Source organism: Bacillus sp. NMCC4 (genome assembly GCF_002998555.1).
Lineage (GTDB): Bacteria > Bacillota > Bacilli > Bacillales > Bacillaceae > Bacillus.
Genome location: NZ_PVRA01000006.1, coordinates 155,905 through 170,026 on the forward strand (window position 1 = coordinate 155,905; position 14,122 = coordinate 170,026).

The 14,122-nt window shown below is 40.1% G+C and carries 19 protein-coding genes, 1 tRNA gene and 1 riboswitch; of the genes, 15 read left to right on the top strand and 5 right to left on the bottom strand.

Translation table 11 applies throughout. The annotated features are described in order from the left end of the window. Window positions 1-24: 24 nt before the first annotated feature. Window positions 25-411 (bottom strand): spore coat protein, encoded by a 387-nt coding sequence (locus C6Y02_RS13880; RefSeq protein ID WP_106031516.1) that lies wholly within the window; start codon window positions 409-411, stop codon window positions 25-27. Window positions 412-588: 177 nt separating this feature from the next. Here C6Y02_RS13880 and C6Y02_RS13885 point away from each other — a divergent pair, with 177 nt between their 5' ends. The 5 genes from C6Y02_RS13885 to spoVIF all read left to right on the top strand — a co-directional run bounded on the left by C6Y02_RS13885 (window position 589) and on the right by spoVIF (window position 2,065). Continuing rightward, window positions 589-939 (top strand): DUF1360 domain-containing protein, encoded by a 351-nt coding sequence (locus tag C6Y02_RS13885; protein ID WP_034620057.1) that lies wholly within the window; start codon window positions 589-591, stop codon window positions 937-939. Window positions 940-1,010: 71 nt separating this feature from the next. Then, the gene (locus C6Y02_RS19635) at window positions 1,011-1,139 is read left to right on the top strand and encodes a hypothetical protein (protein WP_258182060.1); all 129 of its coding nucleotides are present in this window, start codon (window positions 1,011-1,013) and stop codon (window positions 1,137-1,139) included. Between the two features lie 86 nt (window positions 1,140-1,225). After that, complete coding sequence (locus tag C6Y02_RS13890; protein WP_060596024.1) at window positions 1,226-1,447, top strand: hypothetical protein; 222 nt, start codon at window positions 1,226-1,228, stop codon at window positions 1,445-1,447. 84 nt (window positions 1,448-1,531) lie between these two features. Beyond that, the gene (locus C6Y02_RS13895; protein ID WP_003212017.1) at window positions 1,532-1,669 is read left to right on the top strand and encodes a YjcZ family sporulation protein; all 138 of its coding nucleotides are present in this window, start codon (window positions 1,532-1,534) and stop codon (window positions 1,667-1,669) included. Window positions 1,670-1,807: 138 nt separating this feature from the next. Beyond that, a complete protein-coding gene (gene spoVIF, locus C6Y02_RS13900; protein ID WP_003212292.1) occupies window positions 1,808-2,065 on the top strand; it encodes a sporulation-specific transcription regulator SpoVIF in 258 nt (85 codons plus the stop codon). 16 nt (window positions 2,066-2,081) lie between these two features. Here the strand turns inward: spoVIF and C6Y02_RS13905 are convergent, their stop codons facing one another. Continuing rightward, the gene (locus C6Y02_RS13905) at window positions 2,082-4,394 is read right to left on the bottom strand and encodes a UvrD-helicase domain-containing protein (RefSeq protein WP_106031517.1); all 2,313 of its coding nucleotides are present in this window, start codon (window positions 4,392-4,394) and stop codon (window positions 2,082-2,084) included. Between the two features lie 126 nt (window positions 4,395-4,520). Here C6Y02_RS13905 and C6Y02_RS13910 point away from each other — a divergent pair, with 126 nt between their 5' ends. After that, complete coding sequence (locus tag C6Y02_RS13910; RefSeq protein WP_034663177.1) at window positions 4,521-4,778, top strand: hypothetical protein; 258 nt, start codon at window positions 4,521-4,523, stop codon at window positions 4,776-4,778. 79 nt (window positions 4,779-4,857) lie between these two features. On the opposite strand, the gene C6Y02_RS13915 is transcribed toward C6Y02_RS13910, so the two are convergent. Genes C6Y02_RS13915 through C6Y02_RS13925 form a run of 3 tightly spaced genes read right to left on the bottom strand, consistent with a single transcriptional unit; the run spans window position 4,858 to window position 6,607 of the window. Then, the gene (locus C6Y02_RS13915) at window positions 4,858-5,292 is read right to left on the bottom strand and encodes a GNAT family N-acetyltransferase (protein ID WP_106031518.1); all 435 of its coding nucleotides are present in this window, start codon (window positions 5,290-5,292) and stop codon (window positions 4,858-4,860) included. A 6-nt stretch (window positions 5,293-5,298) separates the two neighbouring features. Further along, window positions 5,299-5,814, bottom strand: coding sequence for a YjcG family protein (locus C6Y02_RS13920; RefSeq protein ID WP_106031519.1), 516 nt, complete (start codon window positions 5,812-5,814; stop codon window positions 5,299-5,301). A 52-nt stretch (window positions 5,815-5,866) separates the two neighbouring features. Further along, complete coding sequence (locus tag C6Y02_RS13925) at window positions 5,867-6,607, bottom strand: alpha/beta hydrolase (protein ID WP_034663170.1); 741 nt, start codon at window positions 6,605-6,607, stop codon at window positions 5,867-5,869. Between the two features lie 221 nt (window positions 6,608-6,828). Continuing rightward, window positions 6,829-6,950: riboswitch (SAM riboswitch) on the top strand. Window positions 6,951-7,029: 79 nt separating this feature from the next. Here C6Y02_RS13925 and C6Y02_RS13930 point away from each other — a divergent pair. The 9 genes from C6Y02_RS13930 to C6Y02_RS13965 all read left to right on the top strand — a co-directional run bounded on the left by C6Y02_RS13930 (window position 7,030) and on the right by C6Y02_RS13965 (window position 14,042). Next, window positions 7,030-8,148: a methionine biosynthesis PLP-dependent protein gene (locus C6Y02_RS13930; RefSeq protein WP_066031026.1), complete on the top strand. Its 1,119-nt coding sequence runs from the start codon at window positions 7,030-7,032 to the stop codon at window positions 8,146-8,148. After that, window positions 8,145-9,323: a cystathionine beta-lyase gene (gene metC, locus C6Y02_RS13935; RefSeq protein WP_106031520.1), complete on the top strand. Its 1,179-nt coding sequence runs from the start codon at window positions 8,145-8,147 to the stop codon at window positions 9,321-9,323. The genes C6Y02_RS13930 and metC overlap by 4 nt, the downstream gene beginning before the upstream one ends. A gap of 129 nt (window positions 9,324-9,452) precedes the next feature. Continuing rightward, window positions 9,453-9,525: transfer RNA gene (locus C6Y02_RS13940), tRNA-Val, on the top strand. Window positions 9,526-9,667: 142 nt separating this feature from the next. Then, window positions 9,668-9,913: a peptidoglycan-binding domain-containing protein gene (locus tag C6Y02_RS13945; RefSeq protein ID WP_307499469.1), complete on the top strand. Its 246-nt coding sequence runs from the start codon at window positions 9,668-9,670 to the stop codon at window positions 9,911-9,913. Between the two features lie 106 nt (window positions 9,914-10,019). After that, window positions 10,020-10,196 carry a hypothetical protein gene (locus C6Y02_RS19355; protein ID WP_187704447.1) on the top strand — a complete coding sequence of 59 codons (177 nt, stop codon included), beginning with the start codon at window positions 10,020-10,022 and terminating at the stop codon, window positions 10,194-10,196. A gap of 709 nt (window positions 10,197-10,905) precedes the next feature. Then, window positions 10,906-11,736, top strand: a complete 831-nt coding sequence (locus tag C6Y02_RS13950) for a sialate O-acetylesterase (RefSeq protein WP_106031522.1) — start codon at window positions 10,906-10,908, stop codon at window positions 11,734-11,736. Between the two features lie 154 nt (window positions 11,737-11,890). Continuing rightward, window positions 11,891-12,553: a type A chloramphenicol O-acetyltransferase gene (gene catA, locus C6Y02_RS13955; protein WP_106031523.1), complete on the top strand. Its 663-nt coding sequence runs from the start codon at window positions 11,891-11,893 to the stop codon at window positions 12,551-12,553. A gap of 204 nt (window positions 12,554-12,757) precedes the next feature. Next, entirely contained in the window at window positions 12,758-13,876 is a 1,119-nt protein-coding gene (locus tag C6Y02_RS13960; RefSeq protein WP_106031524.1) for a Rap family tetratricopeptide repeat protein, read from the top strand. Continuing rightward, on the top strand, window positions 13,866-14,042 hold the full coding sequence (locus tag C6Y02_RS13965) for a hypothetical protein (RefSeq protein ID WP_060596049.1): 177 nt from the start codon (window positions 13,866-13,868) through the stop codon (window positions 14,040-14,042). Before C6Y02_RS13960 ends, C6Y02_RS13965 begins: the two co-directional genes overlap by 11 nt. Window positions 14,043-14,122 lie beyond the last annotated feature (80 nt).

Genomic DNA, 14,122 nt, shown 5'->3' on the forward strand with positions numbered 1-14,122 from the left:
TACGTCATGTTAGAAAAGAAAGGGTCAAAGAATGCCGGCTTCAACTAAGAGTACATTCAATGTTTGAGTGAGAATTTGGACGGAGTTCATAATGGATGCATCTGATAATGTAATCGTAATGTTATAGCAGTTGATGATTTGAATCACAGTTTTCTTTTGGACTGTCACTTGTTGTGTGGATAAAAGCTGATCTGTGATGTCTGCAGCCAATTCATCGTCTGGTACAAGAAGTTGAATTAAAAGAGTAATGATTGTCGTTACGGTCGCTTGAAGGGAGAGTGCAGCTGTTACATCTGTTTTATGAATTGTGACATTTTCGGAATCTTTGATCTCAATGAAATCATCATAACTGCTGATTAATTCGTTTAACAGTTGTGTGTATAATAAATCAGCACTTTCTTCAATAGACAATACTTTCACTCCTTTCTTATCTATACATTATTTAATGCAGCAGAGGCTCAAGGTGGAATCGGAAAGCGTGAAAAAGTACAACCCAATTTTATTTCCGCTCGATTCATCATGGCGGTCTTTCTTTTTGCATATATAAAGAAAGGACGCAAAAAAGAAGAAAAAAGGAGGTGGAGGCTCCTGAGTGGTGCTTTGTCATTTGTCGTGTTTGCCCTCGCATCCTTTAGACTGACGAGGCTGATTGTGTTTGATACCATTACTGCTCCTTTCCGCCGTTTATTTCATGAAGAACAGGAAGAGGTCAATGAACAAGGTGAAGTGGAGACATATATCATCATTAAAGGTAAAGGGCTGCGGTCTTGGGTAGGAGAGCTGTTAAGCTGTTATTGGTGTACTGGCATGTGGTGCACTGCTGCTTTACTTCTGATATACATACTATTTCCTGTCATCAGCATGTGGCTTAATTTACTATTAGCAATTGCCGCGGCAGCAGGCATTATTGAAGCGATCGTCTCAAAGCTGGTGAAATAAACAGGCATACTGATCAGACACGCTTTCAAAAAATGCATATACTATCATGGAATAGGAAAGGAAGGGTTGCGATGAAACCAACTGAAACACCGTCACATATGCTTCAAGGTTATCCAGCGCAGTCAAATCAACAATCTGTTTATACGAAGAAAATCAAAAAAGCAGATTGCGGTTGTGGAAAGAAAAAGAAACCTCAATAGAAGAAAAAACAAAAGCCGGATTTATCCGGTTTTTTTGTTGCCCTTTTTTTGAGTGATGCATATGTAAGAGAGAAGGGGTGACCAGAATGGATGCATTCGAACAATTAATCGGCTCCTTGTTCACTAAACCTCATGATGGAAAAGAACAAGCGCACGAAAAGGGTGAAATGGATCTAGCGGATAAAGCGAATGATCTTGAGCAGCACTTAAAGGTATTTGGCGAGAAGATGGATGCTTTTGCGAAAGAAACAGAAGCATTCATGATGCGTCATGGAGAGGCAGATTACGTCTTTAAACAGCAGAAATAAAAATTCCGCACTTTTTTATGTGATCGTCCAAACCATTTGTAGTATTTTTCATATTTTGTAAGGGAGAAGAGGAGGTGCTTATATATGAGTTGTTACGGTTACGGTGGCGGTTCTTGCGGCGGCTACGGCGGAGGTTATGGCGGCGGATATGGATCAACATTTGTTCTTGTCGTCGTGCTTTTCATCCTTCTAATCATCGTTGGTGCTTCTTTCTTTAACTAAACAGTAAGAAGGTGAGGGAAGCAATGGGGGAGCCTTTTGCTTTCCTTTCTCTTTGGGCAAACAAGGCTTTAGGATAGGCACATATCTCGCCTATTTTCATATAGTAAGGTGATTACTCCACAAAGAGGAGGCAAATGAATGGATAATAAATTCTTTAAAAGCGTTGAAAATAAAACGGGTGTGAATATGAATGATGTTTTTAAGCTTGCAGGTTCTTTGCAAAATGCCAACTTTAAAGATGAAGCAACGGTTCGAGGCGTCATTAAAAAAGTAGCGCAGCTTGCGAATAAGCGTGTACCTAAAGAAATGGAAGACAAAATCGTTCAATCGATTACAAGTGGAAAAGAAAAGCTTGATTTCAATACAATCGCTAAAATGATGAACAACAAAAAATAAACAACAGGCTCTCCGCTTAAAGGGGGGCCTGTTGTTTTTCTGTGAATAATTCTCGGTTTTTCTTTAGTAGGGGATACAAAAAGCGCGAGCGATGAGCGGTTTTTCCTCGCCTAAATGATGGAACAGATAGATAAAGAGATTGTTCAGCTCTTGTCATGGCCACGTATAATAAACGGCGTTCTTCTTCTAGGGCTTCTTCATCACCGTTTCTTAGTTCATCGAGTGAGAAATCATGAGGCAGTGCTCCGTCGACCACGCAAGTGATGTACACCGTTTGGAATTCAAGTCCCTTTGCGCGGTGAATCGTCATTAGCTGAACACCTGGTTCATCTGTTTTTTCCTTTTCGGCAGATTTCATATGTTCGGCATGTGCGAGAAAGGCTTCAATCGTTTCAAAGCGTTTGGCGGCGGTTTTTACATCTCGTACATCATCCGCCCCTTTTTCAAGCACATTCGTATCGTTCACTCGTTTTTTTAAGTAATCACCAAGTCCCATCTTTTGTTCAATAAACGCCACAGCGTCAGACGGCTTTAACGTTCGTAACGTGCGGAACAGAGGAACAATGGATTGCAGCTTTTTCCGTTGAAACGGCTGAATATCTGTTAGTTTTCCGAGTGCGTCTACCATTGAACAATCTTCCGTGATGGTCAGTGCCTTCATCGTGTTCAAGGCCTGCTGCTTTAAAAAGAAAACCGGAAGCAGCTGTTTCATAGCAGCCACATCATCGGCATCCTGACTTAAAGAGAGGAAGGCGAGAAGAACCCGAACAATTCGTCTGCTGTAGAAGGCTTTGACACCAGCCTCCGTCTCATACGGAATCGCGGATTGATGCAGACGCTCATAAATCGCGCGGCCTCCTGTATTGGTGCGAAAGAGTACGCAGATATCATTCGGCTTTGCGCCGTTTTTAATTTTCTCCTGAATATCTGCCACGATCATGGTCGCTTCCTCTTCCTCGTCAAATGGATAAAAGAGCGTAGGCGGGATTGTCTCCGCACGGACGGCTTTTAACGTTTTTTCATAACGATGCTGATTTTTCTTAATAATGGCATCCGCACTTGCGACAATCGTATGATGCGACCGGTAATTCGCATGTAAATGGACGATTTGAGCCGAAGGATAGTCCCGTTTGAATTCAAGAATGAAAGCAGGATTGCTGCCCCTAAAGGCATAAATGGCTTGATCATCATCACCTACACAAAATAGCTGCTCAGATTCTCCAGCTAAAAGCTGAATCAATTGATATTGAACTGGATTAATATCCTGAAATTCATCCACTAAAATATACTTGAACCGTTCTTGATATCGTTTCAGCAATTCAGGCTGTTCTGTCAGCATGTGCAAGCAGGCGATTGCCATGTCATCAAAGTCAAATTGCTGATTGTCTCGTTTTTGCTGTTCATAAGATTGATAGATCGTCCACATGTGTTTTTCCTTTTCATCCTTCAAATCAGGAAGCTCGCCTGGTAAAAAAGCATTTTTCCAAAAGCCGATCGATTGCAGTACTTGATCGGTAGGGTAGTCTTTTTCATCAAGTCCTTCATTCATGATGGCTTTTCGAATGTACTGTTCCTTCTGCCAGTCAAACTTGATCAGGTGCTGGCCGTTCCATTTGCTTGCATCGTCATGAAGCAGCATTTTATAAAAAAGACTGTGGAAGGTGCCTGTCACCACTTGGCTTGCTTGTGATGGGTGAAGCTGGTATTGCTTGCGCAGTCTTTCTTTCATTTCACTGCTGGCTTTTGTGGTGAAAGTCACGAGTAAGATATGGTGAGCAGGAATATGATGATGTGACATGAGATATGCCGCTCTTGCTGTCAAGACTCTTGTTTTTCCGCTGCCAGCGCCAGCCAGCACCAGCATTGGACCGTCTTTATGTGTGACAGCTTGAAGCTGCGGTGTGCTAAAGGTAATATGCGGAAAGAGATCGATGGTATGTGCTTGTTCATTCTCTTCTAAATGTAACGCATCGCTAAATTGAATCGACCTTGGTTCCTGCCAGTCATATGATTCATTCGTTTGCGAGATGATCTGTTTACCTGTTGGAAAACGGAAGCCCCCAAGTTCTTTATAGGAAGCACTTTCCTCTTGCTCTGCATTTTTTTTCTGATCTTCTTGTTCTTCTGCTTGTTCACACATCTCTTGCTGCGTCATATGTTTATGAATAAAGGCAGGTTCTTCATGTATATTTAATCTGAAAAAGACTGGTTGTCCGCAATATGGGCAGGATAAGTGCCCTTTTTTTCCCTCGTCATGGAGGAATTGATAATGTTCTCTCGAATACGTATGTAATGAGATCGTTCGATCATGTCGTCGTGCGCATTTCAAAGCTAGTCCTCCAATAGTTAATCAATCTTAAAAAGAAACACATCTAATCATATCAAATGAGACGTGTTTCAAACAGTCATAATTAGGGAATAGTAGAGTAGAAGAGAAGCAAAGGAGGCGTTCTTGATGGGATATATAGCCCCGATTCAGCCGGATCTGTATTTTCAATATATCAATCGTCCTGCTCCTCAGGATAAAGAAGACTACGCGAAAGTAACAAAGGTTACTCGCACCTTTCATGACAAGGTATACAGAGAGCTGGAGAAAAAAGAGGACTTAGTGACAGAAGCAGAAACGAAAGTACAGCAAAAAAAGCGGGAACGCTTTGTACGAGATATGTTTATGGAAGAAGGCAAAGGCGTTCATATTAATGCGTATATATAAATGATTGCGCTTTCTTCCCTTGACGAACGATGATAAAGAAAAGCGAGGGCATCATGGATGCTCTCGCTTTTTCTTTTGGTCAAACAGATAGTGTTTTTGTCATTTTGACATGTGTGATCCCTGCTTCTTCAAACGGTTCAGAAACGGCTTTGTAGCCTTTCTTTTCGTAGAAAGGAAGAGCTTGGACTTGTGCGTGCATAACCGCTTCCTTCGCTCCATTAGCAATGGCTTCTGTTTCCAGCGCTTCTAATAGTTTGTGGCCAAGGCCGAAAGCGCGCGCCTCTTTTAACACACAAATTCGTTCCAGCTTTGCCTTTGGCCCTTCAATGATCCGCAGTCTAGCGGCTGCCTGAGGCGTCATTTCATCATTATAAATGACAAAATGAATGGCCTCGTCTTCTAGTTCATCTATTTCAATCTCTAACGGGACTTCTTGTTCTTTGACGAACACTTCTTTTCGAACGTAGTATGCATCTTCTCGTTGTGTTTGTGCTGTTGCGATGACTGTTTTCAAATGTCCTTAACCCTCTTCTCCTAAAATAAATGTTTCATAGACGGTCCAAGATCCGTTCTCTAACTGATATAAAAGGTGGAAGCGATCCACGGTTTCTTCATGGTCAATCTTTCTCAGCTTTAATGTACCAAGTACGTCTGAATGCTCATCATCTGATAGTTTTTGAGCTACTGTCACATGCGGAACAAAAGCATATTCAGGTGTGCCAGCAAGTGGATCTGCGTACAACCTTTCATTGAGCGCCATGATTTCCTCGTTCGGTTCTACTTTCATATAAATGACGTTGTTTACAGGAGCGAATGAACTGAATTTTTTAATACGTAACGTAATAGGAGAAGCATTTTTTGCATACTCTCTTAACGTTGAGACGACCTCAGCCGCTTCTAGATCCGTTAATTCAAAAGGTGTCCTTAATGTTAAATGAGGCGGTATGAGTGCATAGTTCGGATCATAACGCTTCCGGTAAGAGTTCGCAATATCTTGCAATTTTTTTGATGGAAATAAAACAACTCCGTATTTCATCGTGTTCCCTCCTGATTAAGAAAGTATTTATTATTGTTTATTATAACAAAATTCAGTTGATTAACGAATATGGGAGCATTCTTTTTAACGAAGGCGCAATGAGCGGCTGCCAAAACGTCCATTTATGATCCCCTTCGAATGTCTCAAATAAATAATCCGCACCTGACTGTTCAAGAAGGGCTTTTAAATCTTCGTTCGGCTGAATAAAATCAAGCACTTGGCCATCTGTCGTTTTCACAGCCGTTTCTTCCACCCCAATTTGATGGATAATGGCATAAGGAGAAAGGGCTGTCGACTGTTTAACGGCTTCTAGGACTGAATCATCAACGTAAGGAGACTGCAAAATCAGCCCGCCAAATAAAGAAGGATAATCAATCGCTGTCATAAGAGAAATCGTAGCACCTAGCGAATCACCAATAAACGTGCGTCCTGATCCAATTTGATAGGTTGGATAGTGCGTATCAATATAAGGGACAAGTTCATTTGCTAAAAAGCGTTTATATGCTTCAAACTTTGTGCCATCTGGATGATACGTATTCCGTCTTTCCGAGACATTTTCATAAGGGACACCAATGATAATCGAGCGTTCCATTTCTTTGTTTTGCATCAATTCTTCCGCCTGTCTGCCTATTTTGCCTAAGCGGAAATAATCATGACCATCTTGGGCAATGATGACATGATATGTATAAAGGGGGGAGTAATTGACTGGTAAATAGATCAAAAGGGTCATATCCGCCCCAAGTTCTTTTGAATGTAAGGTTTCTTCTTGAATAATGCCTGTTTTCTTCACCATAATCCATTCCTCCAGCTAACCAATTTCATCACAAAGTGAAACGTTTCCATTCATTGTAACATGAAAAACAGCGTTGTTCCTATATGCTAACATGCAATCCATTCAGTTGACATCGAATCTGTTATAAAATACAGAAAATTTTAATTAATTGGTCCGATTCCTCTTGAAAAATGAGATTTAATGCGTTACAGTATTAAGAATTAGAACAGACAGACAACACATTCTTATCGTGAGAGGTGGAGGGACTGGCCCTTTGAAACCTCAGCAACCGGTATGCATCACTTCATGTGATGTACCAAGGTGCTAAATCCAGCAAGCAGCTTTTTTGCTTGGAAGATAAGAGGAAGCGATTAAAACCCCTTCTTCTTATGAAGAAGGGGTTTTCTGTTTTGAAATCAGATTTTTACTTAGGATGGTGTCAAATGACAGAACATGTGGAAACGACATTAGCGCAAATTGGAAACCGCAGCGAAGAGGCGACTGGCACGGTCAGTCCCCCCGTTTATCTTTCAACAGCATACAGACATAGAGGCATAGGGGAATCAACCGGATTTGATTACATTCGAACGAAAAACCCAACAAGGCAGCTTGTAGAGGATGCGATTGCTTCACTCGAAGAAGGGACGGCCGGCTTTGCCTTCAGTTCGGGAATGGCTGCGATCCAAACGATCATGGCATTATTTGAAAGCGGAGATGAACTCATCGTCTCATCAGACCTATATGGCGGTACATACCGTTTGTTTGAAAACGAATGGAAAAAGTACGGCTTACGGTTTCTTTACGATGATTTTTCAGATGAAGACTGTTTACGTTCTAAAATCACGCCAAACACAAAAGCGGTCTTTATTGAAACGCCGACAAATCCACTTATGCAGGAAGCAGATATTCAAAAAATAGCAAAGATTGCAAAAGAATATGGCGCTTTGGTCATTGTCGATAACACCTTTTACACACCCGTTTTGCAAAAGCCGATTACACTTGGAGCGGACATTGTCATCCATAGCGCAACCAAATATTTAGGCGGACACAATGACGTCCTTGCCGGTCTTGTGGTGACAAAAGGAGAGCAGCTGTCTGAAGACATGTTCCAGCATCAAAACGCAATTGGAGCCGTTTTATCTCCGTTTGACTCATGGCTTTTAATGAGAGGAATGAAAACACTGGCTCTTAGAATGCGCCAGCACGAGGCAAATGCGAAGGAGCTGGCAGAGTTTTTAAAGAAACAGCCAGAAATTCAAGATGTCCTTTACCCAGGCAAGGGAGGAATGCTGTCATTCCGTGTAGCCAAGGAGGACTGGGTCAATCCATTTTTGAAGCAGCTGAAAACGATCTGTTTTGCTGAAAGTCTTGGCGGAATCGAAAGCTTTATTACGTATCCTGCAACGCAAACGCATATGGATATCCCAGAGGAGATTCGCATTGCAAATGGCGTTTGTAACAAACTGCTCCGTTTCTCCGTTGGCATTGAGCACGTAGATGACCTGAAAGCAGACCTGAAACAGGCACTATCACAAGTGAAAGAGGAGGTACACGCCAAATGACCACACACGATTGGACACTCGAAACCCAACTCGTTCATAATGCGTTTAAAACAGATCGTTCAACAGGTGCAGTCAGTGTGCCAATTCAGCATGCATCCACCTTTCATCAAAGCAGCTTCGATGAATTTGGTCAATATGACTACTCAAGATCGGGGACTCCTACACGTCAAGCATTAGAGGATACGATTGCGGCGCTAGAAGGAGGAACAAGAGGGCTTGCTTTTGCATCAGGCATGGCAGCCATCTCAACTGCTTTTCTTCTATTATCAAAGGGGGATCACGTCCTTGTCACAAGAGAGGTGTACGGTGGTACATTTCGGATGATCACCCAAGTACTTTCTCGATTTGGCATTGAGCATACCTTTGTGGACATGACGGATTTGAATGAAGTCAAAAGAGGCATTCAATCGAATACAAAAGTCATTTACATGGAAACACCGTCAAACCCGACTCTAGGTATTACGGATATTGAGGGCGTCGTCCAGCTTGCGAAAGAACATGACTGTCTAACTTTTTTAGATAATACATTTTTAACACCCGCTCTTCAGCGTCCGCTTGACCTTGGCGTTGACGTAGTCCTGCACAGCGCAACGAAATTTTTGAGCGGTCACAGTGATGTACTGTCAGGCTTAGCTGTCGTGAAAGACGAGAAGCTGGGAGAAGAACTCTATTCGCTGCAAAACTCCTTTGGTGCGGTGCTTGGCGTGCAGGATTGCTGGCTTGTGTTAAGAGGGTTAAAAACCCTTCAGGTCAGATTAGAAAAAGCAAGCCAAACGGCCTTCGAACTGGCCTCATTTCTCAAAGAGCATCCTGCGGTGAAAAAAGTGTACTATCCAGGCTTAGATGACCATCCAGGGGCGGACATTCAGCGAAAGCAGGCAAGCGGAGCAGGAGCTGTTCTTTCATTTGAATTAGAAAACCAAGCAGCTGTCAAAGAATTGGTGGATGCTGTCACATTACCTGTATTCGCCGTCAGCCTTGGCGCCGTCGAATCCATTCTGTCATACCCAGCCAAAATGTCACATACCGCTATGCCAAAAGAAGAAAGAGAAAAAAGAGGGATTACAGATGGCCTGCTTCGATTAAGTGTAGGGGTCGAAAACGGAGAAGACCTTAAACGCGACTTCAAACAAGCACTCGATCAACTTAAGCCAGTTCTTGTGAACCAATCATAAAGGAGAGAAAAAAGCCGGTCCGGTTACCGGCTTTTTGACCTTTTTTGAACAAAACCATTGACGACTGATCATGATGGTTATATAATAGAGAATGTCAGTAACAGAAAGCCCAGAACTGATACATAACCCGATTCCGTAGCTCAGCTGGGAGAGCGCTACCTTGACAGGGTAGAGGTCGCTGGTTCGAGCCCAGTCGGAATCATCGTTGAAACCCTTGCTAAGCAAGGGTTTTTTGTTTTTTTGACAACGAATATTTGTTCTGTTTCTTTTGATTGGGGACGAATTGGGGACGAACTTTATCCACCAGATTGTTTCTCAGTATTTTTAGGATCAAAACGACTAAAGTGTTCGACTTACCATCTGGCATCGTTAAAGTGACCGAGCCTTTGACAAGGGGTGCTAGAGTAAAAGCTCTACAGGAAGCACTGTCTGCTGTATTTTTCTATCCTGAAAAGGAAGCCAAAAACAATGGGATAGACGGCTACTTTGGACCAAAAACAGAAAATGCGGTCCCAGCTCATGCATGGCTTAGCGCTGAAGGTATCTATGGTCCGAAGACAAAAGCAGCTCTTCAAAAAGCATCGAAATAAGTAAATCCTGTCCTTTATTGGATATGGGTTTTTTGTGTTTTAATTGGTAAAAGTTGGTTATAAGGGTAGGTAAAACGTGATATGATTGTAAAAAGGAGGTAATATGATGACATTTAAAAGAGCGTTCAATATAGGTTATTTTGTTTTGCTTTTATTTTTTATTGTCGTATATTTCTTGCTTCCAGTCGATCAAATATTTACTGCAATCATCATCCTAACCGTACTATTTGGAGTATATCAATTTGTGATTTTCAAAAAACTAAAAGAACAAAAACAGCAATAAAAGACACCCTAGTCTGCATTAGAATGGGGCTATTTTTTTTCAACCAGTTCCACACATATACATTTTTCCTGGAGAACTTATTTCGTCCAGTTTTTTATTTTTACGTTTACTGTCCGAGAACATTTTTAAATGTCTCTTTCTCCATAAGTAACAAATGTCAGTGTCTGCACGTGTTCCCCAACGTGCGGAGAAGTAACCTGTTTTCATTTTCAATTGGATCATTACTTGAGCAGCGGCAGCAGCAATCCAGCCAACATAAGGAATATGGTTTAAAATTGCTGCTGCAATTACTCCCAGCTGCCTTTCCCTCTACTGTAACACGGTAATGAACATATTTGGACCACGCCCATTTTCCCTTTTGTTTTTGTGTTGTGAAATTATTATTCGCTAACTGTTCAAGAGAATTACTAACTTTATTCATTTGATTTTCTAATACAACGCTATTTGCAATCTTATTTACTTGTTCTTCAATTGCGGCTATTTCGTAAGATTTTAGTTAATTACTAGAAGCAGAAATATTACCTGTCTCTTTGTTAGAGGTATAGGTGGTTGTTCCAAGTTTAGTTTTAAAAATTGTAGATTAATAGCTTTATGCACTTTTCGAATAAATTAAAAGAAGCCCTAATCTAGAAATAACAGAGGAAAGATAAACTGATAACGTTCAGGAGAATACACATTTGATAAAATATTTAGTGGAGGAGAGAAAGATATGAAGTCACTTTTACTAATTGGACAATCAAATATGGCGGGGCGCGGCTTCAAGCATGAAGTGCCTCCGATTTATAATGAAAGAATCATGATGCTGCGAAATGGTAGATGGCAAATGATGACTGAACCCATTCATTTTGATAGGCCGGTAGCTGGCGTAGGACTGGCGGCTTCCTTTGCGGAGGCTTGGTGCAAGGATCATGAAGGAGAGAAGATTGGTCTTATTCCATGTGCCGAAGGTGGCAGTTCCATTGATGAGTGGTCGCTAGACGGAGCATTATTTCGTCATGCAATAAATGAAGCTAAATTTGCAAAGGAAAATAGCGAATTGGTCGGGATATTATGGCATCAAGGAGAAAGTGACAGCCAAGATGGGAAATACAAAGAATACTATGAAAAAATACTAAGATTATTTCATGAACTAAGAACTGAATTATCTGTACCTAACATTCCGCTTTTAATAGGAGGTTTGGGCGATTACTTGGGAAAGGTGGCATTTGGCCCAGGGGGTGTGGAATATCAACGTATTAATGAGGAACTACAAAAATATGCACATCATAATGAAAATTGTTATTATGTTACTGCGAAAGGTCTTATATCTAACCCAGACGGAATTCACATCAATGCGATGTCCCAGAGAATATTTGGTATAAGGTACTATGAAGCATTTCGAAAAAAAGAACATATACATGAGCCATTACCAAATGAAAATGAGTTAGTCAATGAATGTCATAATAGAATGAATACCTCAGCGGAGAAAAAATACATAGCACTAGAAAAGTTCACGTTGGGCAAGATTACTTACGAAGAGTTGCTGGAGGCTTTATCGTAGGTTAAGCTTATGGTAGCCTTTGAATGAAACCGTTATAACTCATAGTTGTGATAGACAGAAACATAACATATCTCTTGAAAGGATGATTGTGGTGGTGAAAACAGATAAAGTCTCCTCCTGAATACATGAAATCACATTCAGGAGGAGATAAAAAATGTTTAAACAAATAGACGAAAATTACCCGCGAAAAGAGCACTTTCATCATTATATGACTCTAACCCGATGCTCATATAGCCTGGTGATCGATCTAGACATCACGACATTGTTTTCAATATTGAAAGAAAAAAAGTTAAAAGTATATCCTGTGCAAATTTATTTATTAGCAAGAGCTGTGCAAAAAATACCGGAGTTTCGAATGGATCAATTGAACGATGAACTTGGTTACTGGGAACTTCTCCATCCTAGTTATACGATTCTAAATAAAGAAACAAAGACATTTTCAAGTATTTGGACGCCTTATGACGAAAACTTTGCTCAGTTTTATAAAAGCTGTGTAGCCGACATTGAAACATTTAGCAAAAGCAGCAAGCTGTTTCCGAAATCTCATATGCCAGAAAACATGTTCAATATTTCAAGTCTACCGTGGGTTGATTTTACTTCTTTTCATCTTAATATATCTACAGATGAAACTTATTTACTACCAATATTTACGTTAGGTCAATTTAAGATGAAAGAAGAAAAAATCATCTTACCAGTCGCCATTCAAGTACATCATGCTGTTTGTGATGGCTATCACGTCGGTCAATATGTGGAATATTTGAGATGGCTTATAAAACATTGTGAAGAGTGGTTAAATGATTCATTGCATATTACCTGAAGACAAAAGGTGTTCCCATGGAAATCTAGAAGATGAAGGCAGACTGAAATGAGTCTGCCTTTTTGTTTTGTGATGATCATGAAATGTGCCAAAGGTTTACGATGCTACATTTGTTCTTTTTGCGGTTTCTTTTCGGTGCTTTGTAAATTATTGTATGTGATAATAAATGTAATATAAGGGAGTCTAGTGGAAGGGGAATAAGGGATGGAGAAAGTTCTTTCTTCACATGTAGGTGTGAAAATAAATGAATGGTATAAAATGATTCGGCAATTCAGTGTACCCGATGCAGAGATTTTGAAAGCTGAGGTAGAACAAAAAATTGAACGGATGGAAGAGGATCAAGATCTGCTCATTTATTATCAATTAATGTGTTTTCGACATCAGCTTATGCTCGATTATATTAAACCTTCAGAAAAACGATCGCCTTCTGTTTCTGATTTGGTTGATAAAATCGAAAATTCAAATCATCAACTTTCTGGTATGCTGCAATACTATAATGCTTTTTTTAGAGGAATGTATGAGTTTAGTAAAAAAGAATACATACAGGCTATCCAATATTATAAGATCGCTGAAAGGCAGCTCGCATTGGTTGTTGATGATATTGAGCAAGCAGAGTTTCACTTCAAGGTGGCTGAAGCCTACTATATTATGAAACAAACTCATGTTTCTATGCATCATATTATAAAGGCCTTAGACATCTATAAGCAGCATGAACAATATAAAGTTCGCCAAATACAAAGCTTGATTGTTATTGCAGGAAATTATGATGATTTCAAGCGATATGACAAGTCATTAGAGCATCTAAATACAGCTTTTTCTATAGCAGAAGAGCTCGCCGATAATATGTTAATTGCTAAAATTCTATTGAACATAGCGAATACATATGATCGACAACAAAAGTACACTGAAGCAATCATACGCTACAGAGAAGTTTTAGACATTATTACACCACGAAGTATTGATATAAAACCAATCACCCTATTTAGTTTAAGTTGGTCGTTGTATAAGTCTAGTCAACATGATGAAGCCGCTCCACTCGTAGAAGATGGTCTTAAGTGCTCCTTAGAGAGAAATGATTCGTTGTGTTTGATGTTATTTAAAGCTTTAAAAGCGATTTATATAGATGGTAATGAGAAAGCAATTCAAGAAGTGCTAGATTATTTTGAGGAAAAGCAACTATATGTCTATGTCGAGGCATTTGCTCAAAGTATAGGATTATCTTCTGAAAAAAAGGGGGACTTTGAAAAAGCTGCCGAATATTATAGAAAGGCTCTTAAAGCTCAAAATGATATTCAAAAAGGAGAGTGTCTGTATGATTATTAAAAAATTACTAGTCATTGTATCCATTGTATTGTTAAGTGTTTCAACAGCAGAAACTTTGAAAATCATTGGAACAAAATCAATTCGGAATACAACAATGGAGGAACAACAAAAATCAAATCGAAACACGACTATGATTGATCGAAATACAACCTCTGAAAACGTATAGACAAGATTAAAACAGACTTTAATAGTCTGTTTTTTTATGAAGTAGAATGAGCAAATGAACAGTTGGTCAATGTTATACTT

Excerpts from the sequence above, each read along its gene's own strand:
- C6Y02_RS19635 (WP_258182060.1), top strand. The coding sequence starts at position 1,011 with ATGAAACCAACTGAAACACCGTCACATATGCTTCAAGGTTATCCAGCG.
- C6Y02_RS13890 (WP_060596024.1), top strand. The coding sequence starts at position 1,226 with ATGGATGCATTCGAACAATTAATCGGCTCCTTGTTCACTAAACCTCAT.
- C6Y02_RS13895 (WP_003212017.1), top strand. The coding sequence starts at position 1,532 with ATGAGTTGTTACGGTTACGGTGGCGGTTCTTGCGGCGGCTACGGCGGA.
- spoVIF (WP_003212292.1), top strand. The coding sequence starts at position 1,808 with ATGGATAATAAATTCTTTAAAAGCGTTGAAAATAAAACGGGTGTGAAT.
- C6Y02_RS13910 (WP_034663177.1), top strand. The coding sequence starts at position 4,521 with ATGGGATATATAGCCCCGATTCAGCCGGATCTGTATTTTCAATATATC.
- C6Y02_RS13920 (WP_106031519.1), bottom strand. The coding sequence starts at position 5,814 with ATGAAATACGGAGTTGTTTTATTTCCATCAAAAAAATTGCAAGATATT.
- C6Y02_RS13925 (WP_034663170.1), bottom strand. The coding sequence starts at position 6,607 with ATGGTGAAGAAAACAGGCATTATTCAAGAAGAAACCTTACATTCAAAA.
- C6Y02_RS13930 (WP_066031026.1), top strand. The coding sequence starts at position 7,030 with ATGACAGAACATGTGGAAACGACATTAGCGCAAATTGGAAACCGCAGC.
- metC (WP_106031520.1), top strand. The coding sequence starts at position 8,145 with ATGACCACACACGATTGGACACTCGAAACCCAACTCGTTCATAATGCG.
- C6Y02_RS19355 (WP_187704447.1), top strand. The coding sequence starts at position 10,020 with ATGACATTTAAAAGAGCGTTCAATATAGGTTATTTTGTTTTGCTTTTA.
- C6Y02_RS13950 (WP_106031522.1), top strand. The coding sequence starts at position 10,906 with ATGAAGTCACTTTTACTAATTGGACAATCAAATATGGCGGGGCGCGGC.
- catA (WP_106031523.1), top strand. The coding sequence starts at position 11,891 with ATGTTTAAACAAATAGACGAAAATTACCCGCGAAAAGAGCACTTTCAT.
- C6Y02_RS13960 (WP_106031524.1), top strand. The coding sequence starts at position 12,758 with ATGGAGAAAGTTCTTTCTTCACATGTAGGTGTGAAAATAAATGAATGG.
- C6Y02_RS13965 (WP_060596049.1), top strand. The coding sequence starts at position 13,866 with ATGATTATTAAAAAATTACTAGTCATTGTATCCATTGTATTGTTAAGT.